This is a genomic window from Cypionkella sp. PAMC25878 (genome assembly GCF_058135695.1).
On sequence record NZ_CM176871.1, the window covers coordinates 2,005,184 to 2,022,401 of the forward strand.

General features: G+C 62.5%; 17 protein-coding genes. 5 read left to right on the forward strand and 12 right to left on the reverse strand.

The window, feature by feature from the left end:
* Nucleotide 1 precedes the first annotated feature (1 nt).
* The 3 genes from ACS5RD_RS09665 to uraH form a co-directional block, all read right to left on the reverse strand.
* A complete protein-coding gene (locus tag ACS5RD_RS09665; protein WP_489931006.1) occupies nucleotides 2-709 on the reverse strand; it encodes an ABC transporter ATP-binding protein in 708 nt (235 codons plus the stop codon).
* Nucleotides 709-1,950 (reverse strand): efflux RND transporter periplasmic adaptor subunit, encoded by a 1,242-nt coding sequence (locus ACS5RD_RS09670; protein WP_489931007.1) that lies wholly within the window; start codon nucleotides 1,948-1,950, stop codon nucleotides 709-711. Before ACS5RD_RS09670 ends, ACS5RD_RS09665 begins: the two co-directional genes overlap by 1 nt.
* A gap of 105 nt (nucleotides 1,951-2,055) precedes the next feature.
* Complete coding sequence (gene uraH / locus ACS5RD_RS09675; RefSeq protein WP_082351669.1) at nucleotides 2,056-2,409, reverse strand: hydroxyisourate hydrolase; 354 nt, start codon at nucleotides 2,407-2,409, stop codon at nucleotides 2,056-2,058.
* Between the two features lie 136 nt (nucleotides 2,410-2,545).
* On the opposite strand from uraH, the gene puuE reads away from it, so the two are divergent.
* The 3 genes from puuE (at nucleotide 2,546) to ACS5RD_RS09690 (ending at nucleotide 5,395) form a co-directional block, all read left to right on the forward strand.
* Nucleotides 2,546-3,961, forward strand: coding sequence for an allantoinase PuuE (gene puuE, locus ACS5RD_RS09680; RefSeq protein WP_489931008.1), 1,416 nt, complete (start codon nucleotides 2,546-2,548; stop codon nucleotides 3,959-3,961).
* Nucleotides 3,958-4,800, forward strand: a complete 843-nt coding sequence (locus ACS5RD_RS09685; RefSeq protein WP_489931009.1) for a bifunctional allantoicase/(S)-ureidoglycine aminohydrolase — start codon at nucleotides 3,958-3,960, stop codon at nucleotides 4,798-4,800. Before puuE ends, ACS5RD_RS09685 begins: the two co-directional genes overlap by 4 nt.
* 106 nt (nucleotides 4,801-4,906) lie before the next feature.
* The gene (locus tag ACS5RD_RS09690) at nucleotides 4,907-5,395 is read left to right on the forward strand and encodes an ureidoglycolate lyase (protein WP_489931010.1); all 489 of its coding nucleotides are present in this window, start codon (nucleotides 4,907-4,909) and stop codon (nucleotides 5,393-5,395) included.
* On the opposite strand, the gene ACS5RD_RS09695 is transcribed toward ACS5RD_RS09690, so the two are convergent.
* Both ACS5RD_RS09695 and ACS5RD_RS09700 read right to left on the reverse strand, forming a co-directional pair.
* The gene (locus tag ACS5RD_RS09695; RefSeq protein ID WP_202905627.1) at nucleotides 5,384-5,899 is read right to left on the reverse strand and encodes a hypothetical protein; all 516 of its coding nucleotides are present in this window, start codon (nucleotides 5,897-5,899) and stop codon (nucleotides 5,384-5,386) included. The two genes, ACS5RD_RS09690 and ACS5RD_RS09695, sit on opposite strands and share 12 nt — an antisense overlap.
* A gap of 3 nt (nucleotides 5,900-5,902) precedes the next feature.
* Nucleotides 5,903-6,340 (reverse strand): GNAT family N-acetyltransferase, encoded by a 438-nt coding sequence (locus ACS5RD_RS09700; protein WP_489931011.1) that lies wholly within the window; start codon nucleotides 6,338-6,340, stop codon nucleotides 5,903-5,905.
* 69 nt (nucleotides 6,341-6,409) lie between these two features.
* Here ACS5RD_RS09700 and ACS5RD_RS09705 point away from each other — a divergent pair, with 69 nt between their 5' ends.
* A complete protein-coding gene (locus ACS5RD_RS09705) occupies nucleotides 6,410-7,288 on the forward strand; it encodes an endonuclease/exonuclease/phosphatase family protein (protein WP_489931012.1) in 879 nt (292 codons plus the stop codon).
* Between the two features lie 68 nt (nucleotides 7,289-7,356).
* On the opposite strand, the gene ACS5RD_RS09710 is transcribed toward ACS5RD_RS09705, so the two are convergent.
* The gene (locus ACS5RD_RS09710; RefSeq protein ID WP_489931013.1) at nucleotides 7,357-8,676 is read right to left on the reverse strand and encodes an aspartate aminotransferase family protein; all 1,320 of its coding nucleotides are present in this window, start codon (nucleotides 8,674-8,676) and stop codon (nucleotides 7,357-7,359) included.
* On the reverse strand, nucleotides 8,673-9,704 hold the full coding sequence (locus ACS5RD_RS09715) for a phosphotransferase (protein WP_489931014.1): 1,032 nt from the start codon (nucleotides 9,702-9,704) through the stop codon (nucleotides 8,673-8,675). Before ACS5RD_RS09715 ends, ACS5RD_RS09710 begins: the two co-directional genes overlap by 4 nt.
* Nucleotides 9,705-9,921: 217 nt before the next feature.
* On the opposite strand from ACS5RD_RS09715, the gene ACS5RD_RS09720 reads away from it, so the two are divergent.
* Nucleotides 9,922-10,635, forward strand: a complete 714-nt coding sequence (locus ACS5RD_RS09720; RefSeq protein WP_489931015.1) for a sirohydrochlorin chelatase — start codon at nucleotides 9,922-9,924, stop codon at nucleotides 10,633-10,635.
* Between the two features lie 129 nt (nucleotides 10,636-10,764).
* Here the strand turns inward: ACS5RD_RS09720 and ACS5RD_RS09725 are convergent, their stop codons facing one another.
* The 5 genes from ACS5RD_RS09725 to ACS5RD_RS09745 all read right to left on the reverse strand — a co-directional run bounded on the left by ACS5RD_RS09725 (nucleotide 10,765) and on the right by ACS5RD_RS09745 (nucleotide 17,051).
* A complete protein-coding gene (locus ACS5RD_RS09725; RefSeq protein ID WP_489931016.1) occupies nucleotides 10,765-12,159 on the reverse strand; it encodes a glutamine synthetase family protein in 1,395 nt (464 codons plus the stop codon).
* Nucleotides 12,160-12,166: 7 nt separating this feature from the next.
* A complete protein-coding gene (locus ACS5RD_RS09730) occupies nucleotides 12,167-13,531 on the reverse strand; it encodes an aspartate aminotransferase family protein (protein ID WP_489931017.1) in 1,365 nt (454 codons plus the stop codon).
* Between the two features lie 126 nt (nucleotides 13,532-13,657).
* The gene (locus tag ACS5RD_RS09735; RefSeq protein ID WP_489931018.1) at nucleotides 13,658-15,226 is read right to left on the reverse strand and encodes a 5-guanidino-2-oxopentanoate decarboxylase; all 1,569 of its coding nucleotides are present in this window, start codon (nucleotides 15,224-15,226) and stop codon (nucleotides 13,658-13,660) included.
* Complete coding sequence (locus ACS5RD_RS09740) at nucleotides 15,223-16,410, reverse strand: pyridoxal phosphate-dependent aminotransferase (RefSeq protein WP_489931019.1); 1,188 nt, start codon at nucleotides 16,408-16,410, stop codon at nucleotides 15,223-15,225. Before ACS5RD_RS09740 ends, ACS5RD_RS09735 begins: the two co-directional genes overlap by 4 nt.
* Nucleotides 16,407-17,051, reverse strand: a complete 645-nt coding sequence (locus ACS5RD_RS09745; RefSeq protein WP_489931020.1) for a TetR/AcrR family transcriptional regulator — start codon at nucleotides 17,049-17,051, stop codon at nucleotides 16,407-16,409. The genes ACS5RD_RS09740 and ACS5RD_RS09745 overlap by 4 nt, the downstream gene beginning before the upstream one ends.
* Between the last annotated feature and the right edge of the window lie 167 nt (nucleotides 17,052-17,218).

The window sequence follows — 17,218 nt, forward strand, 5'->3', positions numbered from 1 at the left end:
CCTAAGCGCTCCGCGAGATCAGGGTAGGGGTGGCCTCATCGCGGCTCAGCTTGCCATCGGTGAACACCAGCAGACGTTGGGCGTAAGCGGCGATGTCGTTCTCATGCGTCACCATCACAATGGTGATGCCGTCGCGGTTCAGGGCTTGCAACAGCTGCATGATCTCATGGCTGCGCTGGCTGTCGAGGTTGCCCGTAGGTTCATCCGCCAAGATCACCATCGGATCACTGGCAAGCGCCCGCGCAATCGCCACCCGCTGCTGTTGGCCGCCCGAGAGCTGTGACGGATCATGGCCCTCGCGACCCTCTAGCCCAACCTTCTGCAAGGCCAACCGCGCGCGGGCAACACGCTCGACCTTCGGCAAGCCCTTATAGATCAAGGGCAATTCGACATTCTCCAAAGCCGATTGCCGGGCTAGCAGGTTGAAGCCCTGAAACACAAAGCCAAGGCAATGCCTGCGCAGCAACGCCCGGCGGTCTTGGTCTAGATCCTGCACCTCGACGCCCTGAAACAAATATTTCCCCGCCGAGGGCCGATCCAGACAGCCGATGATATTCATCGCGGTGGATTTTCCAGACCCCGACGGCCCCATGATGGCGACGAATTCTCCGCGTTCGATGCTAAGGTCCACCCCATCCAGCGCCCGCACTTCTGCCTCACCCCGGCCATAGGTGCGGGATACGCCGGAAAACTGGATCAACGGCGGCATCAGCGCGCCCCGGAGGTCTGGTCGGTGATCACCGCATCGCCCTCGGTCAGTTCACCCGTCACGACAGTAGAGCGCCCGTCCGTCGCCCCCAACACCACCGCGACCTCAGCAGGCACCCCCGCCTGCAACAGCCAGATCGACTTGCCACTGCCAAGGCCCGCAGAACCACGACTGCCGCGCGTGGGCAGGATCAGCCCGACCAGACCACCAGACGATCCACGCCCAGCCTCATGCACGGGGGGCGCATAGCGCAACGCCGCATTCGGCACCAGCAGCGCGCCCGCGACCTTATCCACCGTGATCACCGCCGTCGCCGTCATGCCGGGGCGCAGCAGGCCATCGGGATTATCCACTGACAACACCGCCTTATAGGTCACCACCTCATTGGTGGTTTCCGGGGCAAACCGCACTTGGGTGATCACCGCCGGAAAACTGCGGGCCGGATAGGCCTCAACCGTGAAATCCGCCACATCGCCAACCTTGACCTTGCCAATATCGGCCTCGTCAATATCGACCAACAGCTGCATCCGCTGCAGATCCTCCGCCAGCTTGAACAAAACCGGCGCCTCAAAGCTTGCCGCCACGATCTGCCCCGCTTCGGCGGTGCGATCCAATACCACGCCATTGATCGGGCTGCGAATCTGCGCCTTGCCCAGATCGGCGCTGACCAGATCGAGATTGGCCTCGGCCAAAGTCAAATCCGCCCGCGCAATCTCGACCGCCGCCTGCGCGCGCTGATCCGAGGCCTCATAACCCACCATATCCTTGCGTGTCGCCACCCCGCGCGCCGCCAACTCCTGTTGGGTTTTCAGCACCGCCGCCGCTTCCCGTGCCGAGGCTTCGGCTTGCGTCACCTTGGCCTTCGCCGAGGCCAGTTGTGCGCGCGCATTATCGACTTGTGCGGTCAGCTTGGTGGTATCCAACTGCGCCAGCACTTGGCCGACTTTCACCGTATCGTTGTAATCCACCAAAACGCTGGTCAAAGTCCCCGACAGTTCCGAGGACACCTCAACTTCCGTCGTCGGCTGCACCGTCCCGGTGGCTGTCACCACCACCACCAGATCGCCCTTGGCGACGGCTTCGGTCGTATAGCGCACCTCCGCCGTCCCGGCGCTGCGGCCGACATAATACCACGCCGCCGCCGCAGCCAAAACCGCCAGCACCAACACCACCCAAGGCCAACGCCGCCGCTTGGCCCCACCCCCGGCCAACATTCTGGCAATGTCATCGCTGCTTTGCATCTGCGTCCTTCGAGGCTTTGGGGGTTATACGCCACCTCCAGCACATTCCGTCTGCAACAGATGCGCCGCAGCGGCGGTTTTGCAAGCCCGGACCACAGCCTGCGCTTAACTGCCGCGATAGGTCGAATAGGCGAAGGGCGAGATCAACAACGGCACATGGTAATGCCCCTCTGCATCCGCCACGCCAAACCGGATCGGGATTTCGTCCAAAAACAGCACCTCACCCGAGGCTTGTCCCGAGGCCATCAGATATTCCCCGGCGCAAAACACCAGCTCATAAACCCCCGCCGTCAGCGCCTTACCCTCCAACATCGGCGCATCGGTGCGGCCATCGGCATTGGTCACGGTTTCAGCGATTTTCTTGTGGCTCATCCCGCTGATCCGATACAGCATGATCTTCACCCCATGCGCAGGCTTGCCCTTCGCCGTATCCAGCACATGCGTGGTCAACTTGCCCATCTTCGCCCCCATTTTGCGCCAGCCTACCCCAGCTTGCTCGCCCCCGCACCCCCTGCCAAGCCGCAAAACTCCTTTCGGGATTATTTGATAAACCTGCGTCGATATTCGATATAGTCTGAAACAAAAGGAGTCCCCCATGCCCCGCTACCCCCGCGATTTCCGAGGCCATGGCCCCGATGCGCCCGACGCTGCTTGGCCGGGTGGTGCCAAAATCGCGATATCTCTGGTGCTGAACTACGAAGAAGGCGGCGAGAACAACATCCTGCACGGCGATGGCCAGTGCGAGGCGTTTCTGTCTGACATCGCAGGCGCTGCCCCTTGGCCCGGTCAGCGCCACTGGAACATGGAATCGATCTACGATTACGGCGCCCGCGCGGGCTTCTGGCGGCTGCACCGGCTGTTCACCGACATGGATATTCCGGTGACGATCTACGGCGTCTCGACCGCGCTTGCCCGCAACCCCGAACAAGTCGCCGCGATGAAATCGGCGGGGTGGGAGATCGCCAGCCACGGCCTGAAATGGGTCGATCACCGCGATATGCCGATTGAGGAAGAACGCCGCCAAATCGCCGAGTCGATCCGCCTGCACACCGAAGTCGTCGGCGAGCCGCCGCGCGGCTGGTACACGGGCCGCTGCTCGCTCAACACCGTCGATCTGACCGCCGAAACCGGCCAATTCGACTGGATTTCCGACACCTATGACGACGATCTGCCGTATTGGCGCGAGGTGGGCGAGCGCGACCAGTTGGTGATCCCCTACACGCTGGAAGCCAACGACATGCGCTTTGCGACAGCACCGGGCTACATCGAAGGCCAGCAGTTCTTCCAATACTTGAAAGACAGTTTTGATACCCTCTATGCCGAGGGCCAAGAGGGCAGGGCGAAGATGTTCTCCATTGGCCTGCACTGCCGCCTGATCGGGCGTCCGGGCAAAATCGCCGGGCTCAAGCGCTTCCTCGACTATGCAAAATCCCACAATCACGTGTGGTTCCCCCGCCGCATCGAAATCGCCGAACATTGGGCAAAGGCCCATCCGCACAAGCGCTTCGAGCGGCCTTCTCAGATGACACGTGAGCGCTTCATCGCCGCCTATGGGAGCATTTTCGAACATTCACCCTGGATTGCCGACCGCGCCTTCGATCTGGAACTCGGCCCCGCCCATGATAGCGCCACAGGCCTGCACAGCGTCCTCGCCCGCAGCTTCCGCACGGCCAGTCCCGCCGAACGCCTCGGCGTGCTGCAAGCCCACCCCGACCTTGCGGGCAAACTCGCCGCCGCCAAACAACTCACGGCTGACTCGACCGCCGAACAGGCCAGCGCCGCGCTCGATGCCCTCACCGATGCCGAGCGCGCCCAATTCCAAACCCTAAACACCCAATACACCCAAAAACACGGCTTCCCCTTCATCATCGCCGTGCGCGACCATACCAAAGCGCAAATCCTGCAAGCCTTCCAAAGCCGCATCGCCAACGACACCGAGACCGAATTCAAAACCGCCTGTGCCCAAGTCGAACGCATCGCCGCACTGCGCCTGAAGGATCAACTGCCATGAGCCAATATTACACCCCCCCCGGTGGTCTGCCCGCCCAAACCACCCTGATGACGGGCCGCGCGGTGTTCACCAACGCCTATGCCTTCATCCCGAAAGGCTGCTTTTCCGACATCCTGACCAGCTGCCTACCGGGCTGGCGCGGGACCAAACTCTGGCTGATCGCGCGGCCCATGTCTGGCTTTTCCGAAACCTTCAGCCAATATGTGATGGAGGTGCAACCGGGCGGCGGCTCTGACGCGCCCGATGCGGAAACTGGCGCGGAACATTTCCTGTTCGTCACTGGCGGCCTGATCACCCTGACCATCGACGGTATGGGCTACGAGTTGGACGCAGGCGGCTACGCCTTCATCCCGCCCGGTGCCACATGGCGCCTGCTCGCCGAAGGCAAGCAACCCGCCCGCTTTCACTGGATTCGCAAACTTTACGAGCCCGCCCCCGGCGTCGATATCCCCCCCGCCTTCGTGATCAACGAAAAAGACGTGAACCTCAGCCTGATGCCCGACACCAATGGCGTCTGGGGCACCACCCGCTTCGTCGATCCCAATGATGTGCGCTACGATGCCCATGTCAATATCGTCACCTTCCAACCCGGAGGCGTGATCCCGTTTGAAGAAACCCATGTCATGGAACATGGCCTCTATGTGCTGGAAGGCAAAGCGGTTTACAAACTCAACCAAGACTGGGTCGAGGTTGAGGCAGGCGATTTCATGTGGCTGCGCGCCTATTGCCCGCAAGCCTGCTACGCCGCAGGCCCCGGCCGCTTCCGCTATCTGCTCTACAAAGACGTCAACCGCCACGCCAACCTGCGCGGGCCGGGTGGCTATCGGCCAAACCGCTAAATCTGCCTAAAACTTAGCTAAAATTATCATCCTCTGTGCTCAAATATCCCACGGGGAGCGCGAGGGGTGTGAAACCCCTCGCTTGTCCAGAAGTCCAAGGCGCACCATGTCCGATATCCGCCCCGAACCCCTCACTGCAGCAGCCTTCGCCCCATTCGGCGATGTGCTGGAGGCGACGGGCGATTTCCGCCTGATCAACGACGGTATGTGCCAGCGCCACCACGACCGCGCCCGCCTCGACTTCGCCCCCGAGGTCAGCCCGCAAAACCGCCCCGGCCTCTCGATCTTCAACGCAACCCCGCGCCAACTTCCCTACAGCTTCGATCTGATCGAGCGTCACCCCGAGGGCTGCCAAGCCTTCATCCCGATGACGCAAAACTCGTTCCTCGTCATCGTCACCAACAGCCCAGCCGACAAACCCCGCGCCTTCCTGACCAATGGCGCGCAAGCCATCAACCTGCACCGCGGCACATGGCACGGCGTGCTCACCCCGCTGCAAGCCCCTGGCCTGTTCGCCGTCATCGACCGCATCGGCCCCAGCGCCAATCTTGAGGAATACCGCTACCCGCAGCCGTGGGTGGTGTCAGCACTCTGACTCCGGTACATATTTCCAAGCCTTCTCAAGCCGTTCCTTGCTGAAGGCAATCGCCACCCCATTGAGCGTATGGGTACAGCAAGTACACCACGGTTCAATCGCTTCGGCTGTTAAATCCGGCGCGACCCTTTCCAACTGGTTCGCCGCATTCACCCGCAATCCGCTCCAATAGCTGTTTTCACCTAAGCGCACAAAGTCGCGCTCCTCATCCACGCGCCGCGCCACCATATGATAAAGTGCATCCCTGTCTGCAATCCGGGGCAGGGCCTCGGACACCACCTCATCCCAATCCCGCCCCAGCCGTGACAGCAAAAACCGATAGAGCGGCGTGTAGTCCAGCCCATGCCGATGTCCCGGATGCATCGAGCCACGCATCCTTTCATCTTTCATACTGGCTTTGGTATGGCGCTCCCACCGCGCCTCGCCACCGCGATCGCCATGCTCCACATGATGCGTCCGCGTATTCACGCGGCGATACAGCGGCTCTTTTTGCCCGCCCCGCATCACTTACAACTTGATATCATAAGTCACCCATTTCGCCTTCTCGGCGACCCGGTCATATAAGCCCCGCGCGCGGTAATTGTCCTCTGCGGTGATCCAGCGGATCAGCGACCAGCCCCGCTTGCGGCCGACATCCGCCACGCCTTCCACCAAAGCCTCCGCCGCCCCCGATCCTCGCGCCTCAGGCCCGACAAACAGATCGTCGAGAAATCCGCCAATACTCGCCGACAATGGCCGCGCATAGCTGCGGTAATGCGCGATCCCCACCACCACACCATCGACCTCTGCCACCAAACCTTCGGTGCCATGCGCGGGGTCCATCAGCCAGCTCCAGACCCGCGCCCGCATCTCCTCGGTCTGCGCCACGCCATAAAACGCCGCATACCCCGCATAAAGCCGCTCCCAAGCCGCCAGATCCCCTGCCGCCACTGCCCGAACAATCATCGCGTTTCCCCCCATCCCATGTCGCCCCCAGCCTAGCCAAGCTGGGGCGTCCCCGCTAGTCTGCGGCTCATGAAATTGCTCAGCTATAACATCCAATACGGCTATGGCGCGGACGGCCACTACGACCTTACCCGCGCCGCGAAAGTCATAGGCGCCGCCGATATCGTCGCCCTGCAAGAGGTCGAGCGCCACTGGTCGCGCACGCGCCACGACGACCAACCCGCGATCCTCGAACGCCTCTTGCCAAACTATTACACAGCCTACGGCCCCGGCTTTGACATGGACGCCTCGACCACCGATGGCAGCCGCGTGATCAACCGCCGCCGTCAGTTCGGCACCATGATCCTGTCGCGCTGGCCGATCCTGTGGAGCCGCCTGCATCTGTTGCCAATGCGTCGGATGCTCAGCCCGCTCAACACCCAAAACCCCGCGCTTGAGGCGCTGATCCAAACCCCGCTCGGCCCGATCCGCGTGATCTCATTGCACCTCGCCCATGTCGGCACCGAAGAACGCCTCGCCCAAATCGGGCACCTGCTGCATCTGCACGCCCAAATCCCCCGCACGGGCGGCCCATGGAGCGGCACCGACGACGAGCCTTCCCGCAACTGGACCGAATCCCAGCCCGAGCCGCCCTGCCCACAAACCGCGATCTGGATGGGTGATTTCAACTGCGAACCCGGCAGCGCGGAACACGCCCGGATCAGCGGCCAAACCCCTTACCACCCCGGCGCGCTCTATGCCGATGGCCTGACCAACGCGGTCGCGCATCTGGGCCAAACCGTGCATACACATGAGAAAATCATCGCCGGAGTAACCCGGCAGCGCCAGTTGGACCATTGCTTTGTCACGGGCGACCTTGCCCCATATCTGCGCCGGGCTTGGACCGACAACAGCGAAATCGCCTCAGACCATCACCCGCTTTGGGTGGAACTTGGCGCGGCGGGGTGAACCCCGCCCTACTCCTTGTTCAAAACAGCGTCCGATATCCGGTAGGGCGGGGTCCACCCCGCCGCGCGTTAGACTCTCCGCAAAACCGCCTCAAACGCTGCCAAGAACGTATCCACATTCGCCTTTGAGAACACCAGCGGCGGCCTGATCTTCAAAACATTCGACCTTGGCCCGGTGGCCGAGATCAACACCCGCGCCTCGCGCAAGCCATTGACGATCCGCCCGGTTTTCGCAGCATCCGCCGCCAGCGGCCCGCCCGAGACAATCTCTTGCCCCAAAAACAACCCCGCCGCCCGCAACGGCCCAAGGCAGTCAAACCGCGCCGCCAGCCCGCGCAGACCATCGGCAAAATAGCCGCCTACCACCCGCGCATTTTCCTGCAAGCCTTCTGACTTGATCACCTCCAGCACCGCCATCGCCGTCGCTGCTGCCACCGCATTGCCGCCGAAGGTGTTGAAATACCGCGCTTTTGCGCCGAAAGCCGCGATCACCTCGGGCCGCATCACCAGCCCCGCCACCGGATAGCCATTGCCCATCGGCTTGCCCAAACTCACCAGATCCGGCACGATTCCATGGCGCTGAAACCCCCACATCGTCTCGCCACAGCGGCCAAACCCCGGCTGGACCTCGTCGGCGATAAACACCCCGCCCGCCGCGCGGATCGCTGCAACAGCCGGTGCCAGAAACCCCGCAGGCCCCTCAAACACCCCATCCGAGGAGAAAATCGTATCGACAATCAACCCCGCAGGCTTGATGCCATGCCGCAGCATATCGTCAATCGCCGCCTGCACTTCTGCCGTAAACGCAGCCCCCAAATCCCCCGTCATCCGCAACGGATCAGGCGCGCGGACGGTGCGCACATGCTCACCCAGAGCGACGCCTTCACCCAAAGACGGAGACATTCCCGCAATCGCGTAAGTCACGCCATGATAAGCGTTTTCCGTGACGATAAACCCGGTGCCGCCGGTATGGGCGCGGGCAATCCGAAACGCCAGGTCATTGGCCTCAGACCCGGTGCAGGTGAACATCACATGGGAAAGCTCGGTGGGAAACGTCGCCAGCAACCGCTCGGCATAATCCAGCACGGTGTCGTGCAAATAGCGGGTATGGCTGGAAAGAATCGCCGCCTGTTTCGCGGTTGCCGCCACCACGGCGGGGTGACAATGGCCCACCGAGGCCACATTATTATATGTATCTAAATAGGCGTTGCCGTCGCCGTCAAAGAGCCAAACGCCTTCCCCCCGCACCAGATGCACCGGGGTTTCATAGAACAACCGATAGGCAGGCCCCAAAGCCTTTGCCCTGCGCGCCACCAGCGCTTGATCCTCTGCCGACAAATCGCCTTTGCCGGGCACATAGGCATTCACCATGGTTCCGTCGTTTTTCATAGGGCCTCCAAGGCGTTAAGCAGATTGGCGCGGGGCACGGCGGCAAGAGACGTTAACCCCTCCCGCGCCGTCGCCATATTGCGCAGAATATAGGGCGCGTTATCAGGGTAGCGCTGCGCCCGCGCCGAGGCGACGGTGATCGTCGTCAACATCCGCGTCGCCACCAGATCGGGGAACACCTGCCGTTCTGGCAGGGTCAGCGGCAACACCGCATGATAGGCGCGGGCGAAGTTCAGCAGGCTTTCCAGCGGCTTACTCGGATCAACGCAATAAGACGCCGCAACCGCCGCATCGCAGATCAGCGGCGTATGCACCATATCGCCAAAATCCAGAACCCCAGCGATCTCATCAGGATTGTCCGGTGATACCAGCACGTTATGCGGGTTCAGATCGTTATGCACCACCTGCCAGCGCAGCCCTGCCAACGCGGGCGCTATTGCGTCAAACCGATCCAACGCCGCTCCCGCCAGCCCTTGCAAATCATCTGGCACCGCAGGCAGCATCGGGCGCAATGCACTGGCTTGCTTGATATCCCACTGCAACACATAGCCCGCCGCCGGATGCGCAAACCCGGCCAGTCCCAGCGTCAACCGCGCCGCCATCCCGGCCATCGCGCGGGCCTGCACCGGGCTGCGCGGGGTCAAATGCTGCGGCACCCCTTCCAGATAGGTCAGCAGCCGCAACGTGCCATGTGGCGTGCTCACCTCGGTCGCCCCGCTGGTGGTGCGGATCACCTGTGGCACCGGCAGCCCCGACCCCTCCAGATGCAGCAACGCCTTGGTCTGCAAATCGGTGACCTCAAACGGCTCGGCGGGGTTGGCGAGTTTCAGCACATAGGCCTGCCCCGGTGTGGTGAGGCGGATGTTCAGATCGCGTTCCGATGTCAGCCGTTTCAGCGCACCTTCTACGCCAAAATGCGCGCGCGCAAGATTTGCAGCCTCGGCATCGCCGAGCGTTGGAGGGGCAGAGGACAACAGCTCGCCCAAGCGCGTATCGGTCATGGCAATCCCGGTTCTGGTCGGGCGCATCAGGCCTTCAAGGTGGCGAAGTGTCAAGCGCTGCGGCGCAGTTTTGATCGGGCAGGGCAGGGCGCAGAGCTTAACAAGCCCTTAATGCCATGTATCTAACCCTTTGAAATCATATAACCCATCGTCTTGTCCACGCGTGGACACTGACCCCGCCGCAGCCAACCCCCTTGCCCCGCGCCCGCCTTGCTCTAGGTTGCGAGATAACAAAGGAACCCCGATGCCCCCCGCCCTGATTGTCGCCCACGGCCAACCCTCCAGCCCCGGACCCGCCGCGGCGGAGCTGGCTGATCTCGCGGCCAAAGTGGCGGCACATCTGCCCGGCCAAACCGTCGCCTCCGCCACTCTCGCCGAACCCGAGGCCCTCAGCGAAGCCATCGCCAAACTCGGCCCCGGAGGCCTGCTGTTCCCCGTCTTCATGGCCGGAGGCTGGTTCACCCGCACCCACCTTCCCGCCCGCCTGACAACCGCAGGGGCGCAAGGCTGGCAAGTGCTGGAACCGCTCGGCTGCCTCACCACCCTACACGACCTCGCCGTGAAAACCGCCGCCGAAGCGCTGCAAACCCGCGCGGGCCCGATCATCCTCGCGGCCCACGGCTCATCCAAAACCTCGGTCCCCTCCGACATCGCCTATCATGTCGCCAACAAAATCCGCGCCGAACTGGGCTGCGCGGTCCAGGTGGGCTTCATCGACCAATCCCCGCAACTGAAAGACCTGCCCGGCCTCGGCCCCGAAGCCCTCTGCCTGCCGTTCTTCGCAGCCTCCGGCGGCCACGTCACCACCGACATCCCCGAAGCCTTGGTCCGCGCAGGTTTCACCGGAACCCAACTCCCCGCCCTCGGCCTGCGCCCGGAAATCCCCGCCCTGATCGCCGAAGCCATCCGCGCCGCAAGCCCGGTTTGCCTGCAAGAATGTCGGTTTAAGCATGGATAACGCGCATTTAGCTCAGCGTTGCGTGCCTCCGGCGGAGAATTTAGGCCAATGTGAAAGAGTAGAGAAAGGGTCGTCCTCTGCGCTCAAATATCTCCGCCGGAGGCTGCTGAACTGTCAGCCCGCGCGGCCTCAGACGGTATGCAGGTACAGATCGAAATCGACCTCTGACACCGTCCGCATCACCCGCGCATATTCGGCTGCTTTGATCGCGGTGAAGGTGCGGTGCATATCCTCGCCCAAGGCGTCCTTCAGGAACGTCGAGGCCTTCGCCGCCTCAATCGCCGAGCGCCAGTCCACCGGAATCGGCGGCGCATCCGAGGCATCGGTGTAGCCATTCCCGGTGGTTTCCGGCCCCGGATCCATCTTGTTCGCCATGCCATACCGCACCCCGGCCAGCACGGTGGCCGCCACCAGATAGGCATTGGCGTCCACCCCTGCCGGGCGATGTTCAATACGGCGCGCGCGGATGTCGCCCGCAGGGATGCGCAGGGCGACCGAGCGGTTGTTCACCCCCCACGTCGGGCTGACCGGCGCGTAGGAGTTTGAGGCAAACCGCCGCCATGAATTGGCATGAGGCGCGAAAATCAACATCGACTCGGCCATGGTGGCGCGCAGGCCGCCGATGGCGTGCAGGATGGTGTCGTTATACTGGCCCTCGACTGCCTCGATGAACACGTTCTTGCCAGCGTCATTCAGCATCGAGACGTGAAAATGCATGCCCGATCCGGCGTAATCCTCATTCGGTTTCGCCATGAAACAGGCGGTCACGCCATGCTGGCGGGCGTGATAGCGCACCATCCGCTTGAGCCGCAATAGATCATCCGCCGCCTGCATCACATCTTCGCGGTAATGCAGGGTCAGCTCATACTGGCCGGGGGCAAATTCGGAAATCAAGGTTTCCGCCTTGATACCCGCCTTGGCGGCGTCGGCGTAGATATCGTTAAACAGCGGCAACATCCCGTGCAGCTGATCCACCGAATAGACATCGGTTTTCGAGTTCCGCCGTCCGTCCAACACATCGCGCGCGGGCACCATTTTGCCCTCGGGGGACCGCTCGTTCGCCAGCAGGAAGAATTCCAACTCGAACGCGCCTGCCGGGTGCAGGCCCGCGGCGGCCAAGGCATCGACTTGGCGTTGCAGGGCATGGCGGGGGTCGGAACTCATTGGGGTGCCGTCAAGGTTATAGACGCACATCAGCACTTCGCCGCGCGGCGGCTTGCTGGCGTGGATCGGGCGCAGGGTTCCCGGTAGCGGCCAAGCGCGACGGTCGCCGTCGCCCTGGTCCCAGATCAACCCAGTTTCATGCACATCCTCGCCGCAGATATCGAGGCCCAGGATCGAGATCGGCAAATGTCGCCCGGATTTGAACATGCCCAAAAGCTCATGCCGCCGGATGATCTTGCCGCGGCCAATGCCATTGGCATCGTGCAGCACGATGTCAAACGCTTCGATCTCGGGATGCGCGTCCAGAAAGGCTTCAGCCTCGGCGACGGTGGAACCAGAGGGGCTGTGAGTATCGGTCATGGTTATCTCAAAACAATTCGGACAGGGTTTCGTCAAAGGCGGCGATCAAACGATCGACCTGACGTTTCTTGGTGGCGGGGCTGATCAGCATCATGTTGTGGAAGGGGGCAATCAGGCAGCCCCGGTTCAAGAGGGCGACATGCAGCGCGGATTCCACGGATGGTTGATGCGCCAAGGCGGCTTCGGTGCCATTGTGCAACGGGCCGGGGGCGCAGATGAACTCCACCCGCGCACCAACACGCACCACATGCCACGGCGCTTTGTGCCGGGCGATGGATTTGCCAAGACCCTGCGCCAGACGGTGTGCGAGGCTTTCCATATGGGCATAGTTTTTCGTGGTCATTACGCCCGCGAGAGTGGCCTTCAGGCAGGCGAATTGCATCGGATTGGCCGAAAGCGTGGTGCCCATGCCGGAATGGCCGGGGCTGCGGGCAGCGTTGGCCGCCTCATACCGCGCGGCGGTTTCCGGGGTCAGACCCCAGACAGCGGTGGGCATCCCGCCCGCCACGCATTTGCCAACCACAAAGATATCGGGCGTTAGGCCATACACGCCCGTATAGCCGCCGAGCCCGCTGGAGATCGTATGCGTCTCATCCATCATCAACAGCGCGCCGTATTTCAGCGACAGCGCGCGCAGCCCATCGTGGAAGCCGGGGTCGGGGAGGACCATGCAAGAATTGGTCATCACTGGCTCGGTCAGGATTGCCGCGATGTCACCCTTGGCAAGCGCCGCCTCTACCCCGGCCAAGTCATTGAATTCGCAAGCGACAGCACCCGAAGTCAGATCGGCGACTTGCCCCATCAGCCCTGCGCGATTTTGTGTAACGCCGTTGGAAAGCTCCACCATCGCGTCATCGACGGTGCCGTGATAGCAGCCGTTGAACACCAGAATTTTCGCACGGCCCGTGATGGCGCGGGCCACCCGAATGGCGAAACGATTGGCATCGGTGGCGCTGGTGGCGATCTGCCAGCGGAAATCACCGAAGCGTTCCGTGAGCAGGCGGCCTGCCTCCAAAGCATCCTCGGAGGGCAGCATATAGGTCAGCCCGCGCGTCGCCTGATGCCGAATGGCTTTTGCGACCGGGGCGGGCGAGTGGCCAAACATGCTGCCAGTGTCGCCCAAGCAGAAATCGTCGATCTCATAGCCGTCAATATCGGTGATCCGTGCGCCCTTGGCCTTGGTGATCAACGGCAGATGCGGCATCGGCCAGTCTTTCATCCAGTGCAAAGGCACACCATCGAGGAATATATCCGCACCTTTGTCGAGTGCCGCGCGGGCCTTTGGGCGGCCTTGCGCAAAACGTTTGGCTTCGCGCAGGCGCAGCTTTTGCAGACGGTCTGGGTGAATTCCGGCGATCAGAGACTCGGACATCAGGGGTACCTTTCAGGACTTGACGCCTTATGCCAAATAATTTGATCAAAAGAAAGGGGCGCGACAGCCGCGCCCCGAAATCGGAATTCGCGCGAATTCCGTCTACGATTTTCGCGCGAAAATCGGCTACCTTGCCACCCGCACCTCGATCATGCGTGGCCCGCTGTGTGGCTGGATCAGCGCCGCGTGCAGCGCTTCTGGGTCCAACGCCACGCTCGCAAACGGCAAGTCGCAGGCGGCGGCAAACGGCTCCATGTTCAGGGGCGAGGGCGAACACCCGATCACCTCGGTATTTGCCCCACGCATCGCATCGGCGATCTCGCCGAAGGCCGCGTTGTTCCACACGACATAGGTGATCGGCAAACGCTCATCCACCGCCGTGCGCAACTCACCGGGGCTGAACTGCAAGCCGCCATCGCCGATCAGGCAGATCACCTGTTCGCCCGGTGCCGCCAGTGCCGCGCCAACAGCCGCCCCCGGCCCGAAGCCCAAAGCGCCGAAACCCGTCGCGGCATTGAAGAACCCTCCCGCGCGGTCATGATCGTAGTAGAGGTTCGCGGCATAAATCGCTTGGGTGCTATCGCCAACGATCAAAGCCCCCGGCACGGCAGTGCGGATAGTCTCGACCATTTCTAGCCGCCCCGGCATCAGCACGTCCAATTCTGCTAATTCCGCCCTTGCTGCCTTGCGCGCGGCCGCAGCCCGGCCAGCCCCATCGGCCTGCTTCGGCGCGACGAGCTGCAAAAGCGCCACCATCACCGCGCCCGCATCACCGTGCAGCGCAACGCCAGCCTTGTGCCGCCGCAACTGCTTGGCGCAGATATCCACCCGGATCATCTCCGACAGATCCGGGAAACCACCGCGCACATACATGTCGTAGTCTGTCGGGCCAAATTCGGTGCCAATCGCCAGCACCTGATCTGCCGTTGCGATCAGCGCACGCGGCGCATCCAAGCTGGGCGAGGCAGGCACCACCAGCGGATGACCATACATCATGCCCCGCGCATTCACCGTCTGCACAACCGGAGCGTCCAACTTCTCGGCCAAGGCCTGCAACGCCGCCTCTTGCCCGCGCGCGCCACCGCCAGCCAAGATCACCACCGACTGCGCCGCGTTCAACTTCGCCACCGCCGCCGAAACATCCGGCACCGCCGCCACGGGCAACGCGGCAGGCGCAGGCAATTCTGCACAGTCCAATGGCATCACATCGGTCGGCACTTCGATATGCACAGGCCCCGGCCGCCCCGTCGCCATCGCGGCGAAGGCCCAGTCCAAAACCTCACCGACCTCAGACGCATCCCTGATCTGCCGGGTTGGACACAAAGGCCGCACCATCGCAGCCTGATCCGGCAACTCATGCAGCAAGCCCAGCCCCAGCCCCAAAGAATCGCGACGGTTCACCCCCGAGATCACCAGCATCGGCACCGAATCTGCCGCCGCTTGCCCCATCGCGGTCAGCGCGTTCAAAATCCCCGGCCCGGTGATCACCAAAGCCACCCCCGGCTTACCGGAAACCCGCGCATAGCCATCCGCCATAAAGGCACAGCCCTGTTCGTGCCGCGCCGTCACATGGCGCACCGAACTGCCCGACAGTCCGCGATACATTTCCACCGTATGCACGCCGGGAATACCGAAAATCACCTCAACCCCGCGCGCAGCCAGACCTTCAACCAAACGCTCACCAACCGTTTTCATGCCGCCATTCCTTGCTTCAACGCGGCATAGCGTGCGATCCGCTTGCACGCCTCAATCACCAAAGCATCGTCTTGTGTCAGGCTGATCCTGATCCAGCCCGCCAGTGCCGCGCCAAAGCTTTCGCCCGGCATCACCGCGACACCTTCATCGGCCAGCAGCCCCAAAGCAAAACACTCTCCACTCAGGCCCGTGGCGTTCACATCCACCACGGTGAACATCCCGGCATCGGGCTTATGCACCCGCAACCCATTCACCCCGTTCAGTTGTTCATAAATCAACGCAGCGCGGCGCGCGAAGCGTTCTGCCATTCCCTGCGCCACTTCCGAAGGGGCCGACACCGCCAAAGCCGTCATATCGGCGATGAAGGGTTGGTTGCCGAACAGCATGGTTTCCGCCACCGGCAGCAGCCGCGCCGAGAATTCCTCGGGCCCGACGCACCAGCCAGAGCGGAATCCCGGTGCCGCGTGCGATTTCGAAATCGAGGCCGTCACCACCACCCGATCGGCCAGATCGGCATTGTCCAACGGTGAGGCAAAGGTGCCACCCGCAAACACCAATTCCTCATAAACCTCATCACTCAGCATCCACAGATCATGCTGCTTCGCCAAAGCCCCCAAGGCCGCAATATCATCCCCCGTCAGAATAGCCCCGGTGGGATTGTGCGGCGTGTTCAGAAAAATCATCCGGCTGCGCGGGGTGATCCGGGCGGCCACATCCGCCGCCTGCATCCGAAAGCCATGCTCGGCCCGCAGCGGCACCGGCACTGCAACCGCGCCCGTGGAAGCAATCAAGCCCTCGTAAGTTGCATACAAAGGATCGCCCACCAGCACCTCATCGCCCGGCCCGGTCAGCGTCAGTAGCACCGCATAAAGCGAGGTTTGCGTGCCGGGCAGGCAGGCAATTTGCTCCGTCGAAATCGCGCGGCCCGTCCGCTTGGAATAGCGCGCAGCCAAAGCCTCAAGCAAAGCAGGCTCGCCCCGGCCATTGGAATAACCCAGACGCCCGGCATCCATCGCCCGTTGCGCTTCCGCGATCAAAGCGGGCGGAGTGGCGACATCCGGCTCGCCAATCGTCAGTTGAATGACAGGCTTACCCGCAGCTTGCAGAGCCTTGGCGCGGGCGTGAACCTCCCATTTTGCTCCACCCAGATGGGCAAGACGGTCGGTGATGGCGGCATATTTCATGGCAAAGTCCGATCTGGCTGATAAGCAGCAACAAGGTCAATGTTCAGAATGGCGCCCACAGAAGTCAGCGCGATGGCGGGGATTTCGCCAAGGGCGAAGGCTTCGGGCAGGATCGAGCCTTCCAGCCACAACCCGTCAATCACCCCATTGCAGGCGATGGCGTCGCGGCGCAGTTGCGCATCGCTGACAGGGCGGGGTAGGGCGGCAATTAGCCCCTGCAACATGTTGCGAAACGCCAAATAGTTCGCGGTGTGAATCTCGCGCATCGCGGCATCGCGGCGCACATCATGCACAAAAGCCGCCCATAGCCCCACCGCCACCGGGTCCGCCACCGGAGGGCTGACCGATGCCACCACGAAATTCGCCAGCCGCGCCATGGCGTCATCCGGTCCGCCATGCAGCACGGCTGCTGAATCCGTGGTCATCCGTTCCATCAGCCGCTGATAGGCGACGCGGGTGAGGTCTTCTTTCGAGGTGAAGTAATGCCGGATCAGCCCCGGTGTGACGCCCGCACGCTCAGCAATCGCGCGCACCGTTGCCGCATGAAGCCCGCCTTCCGCAACCAGATCGAGCGCTGCCGCGATCAAATCCTCGCGGCGACGTTCTTCACTTTCCCGGCGATAGGGGCGGCGGTCTGCCATAGCGGGCCATTCTTGTTATACGATTGTGTAATTCAACCTTAATATGAGACGGAGTTGCAGGTGTTGCAAGTCTTACGGAAAATTTTGCTGGGTTGTGCGCAAAACGCCAATGCTGCGCACAGGCGCTAGTTTAGCGCAAATTGGCCTGACCACAAAGCGGTGAAATC

What these genes read in the sequence shown, in the direction of transcription:
- puuE (WP_489931008.1), top strand. Translation starts at nt 2,546, where the DNA reads ATGCCCCGCTACCCCCGCGATTTCCGAGGCCATGGCCCCGATGCGCCC.
- ACS5RD_RS09705 (WP_489931012.1), top strand. Translation starts at nt 6,410, where the DNA reads ATGAAATTGCTCAGCTATAACATCCAATACGGCTATGGCGCGGACGGC.
- ACS5RD_RS09745 (WP_489931020.1), bottom strand. Translation starts at nt 17,051, where the DNA reads ATGGCAGACCGCCGCCCCTATCGCCGGGAAAGTGAAGAACGTCGCCGC.
- ACS5RD_RS09730 (WP_489931017.1), bottom strand. Translation starts at nt 13,531, where the DNA reads ATGTCCGAGTCTCTGATCGCCGGAATTCACCCAGACCGTCTGCAAAAG.
- ACS5RD_RS09665 (WP_489931006.1), bottom strand. Translation starts at nt 709, where the DNA reads ATGCCGCCGTTGATCCAGTTTTCCGGCGTATCCCGCACCTATGGCCGG.
- ACS5RD_RS09695 (WP_202905627.1), bottom strand. Translation starts at nt 5,899, where the DNA reads ATGCGGGGCGGGCAAAAAGAGCCGCTGTATCGCCGCGTGAATACGCGG.
- ACS5RD_RS09735 (WP_489931018.1), bottom strand. Translation starts at nt 15,226, where the DNA reads ATGAAAACGGTTGGTGAGCGTTTGGTTGAAGGTCTGGCTGCGCGCGGG.
- ACS5RD_RS09700 (WP_489931011.1), bottom strand. Translation starts at nt 6,340, where the DNA reads ATGATTGTTCGGGCAGTGGCGGCAGGGGATCTGGCGGCTTGGGAGCGG.
- ACS5RD_RS09710 (WP_489931013.1), bottom strand. Translation starts at nt 8,676, where the DNA reads ATGAAAAACGACGGAACCATGGTGAATGCCTATGTGCCCGGCAAAGGC.
- uraH (WP_082351669.1), bottom strand. Translation starts at nt 2,409, where the DNA reads ATGGGCAAGTTGACCACGCATGTGCTGGATACGGCGAAGGGCAAGCCT.
- ACS5RD_RS09740 (WP_489931019.1), bottom strand. Translation starts at nt 16,410, where the DNA reads ATGAAATATGCCGCCATCACCGACCGTCTTGCCCATCTGGGTGGAGCA.
- ACS5RD_RS09725 (WP_489931016.1), bottom strand. Translation starts at nt 12,159, where the DNA reads ATGACCGATACTCACAGCCCCTCTGGTTCCACCGTCGCCGAGGCTGAA.
- ACS5RD_RS09690 (WP_489931010.1), top strand. Translation starts at nt 4,907, where the DNA reads ATGTCCGATATCCGCCCCGAACCCCTCACTGCAGCAGCCTTCGCCCCA.
- ACS5RD_RS09670 (WP_489931007.1), bottom strand. Translation starts at nt 1,950, where the DNA reads ATGCAAAGCAGCGATGACATTGCCAGAATGTTGGCCGGGGGTGGGGCC.
- ACS5RD_RS09715 (WP_489931014.1), bottom strand. Translation starts at nt 9,704, where the DNA reads ATGCGCCCGACCAGAACCGGGATTGCCATGACCGATACGCGCTTGGGC.
- ACS5RD_RS09720 (WP_489931015.1), top strand. Translation starts at nt 9,922, where the DNA reads ATGCCCCCCGCCCTGATTGTCGCCCACGGCCAACCCTCCAGCCCCGGA.
- ACS5RD_RS09685 (WP_489931009.1), top strand. Translation starts at nt 3,958, where the DNA reads ATGAGCCAATATTACACCCCCCCCGGTGGTCTGCCCGCCCAAACCACC.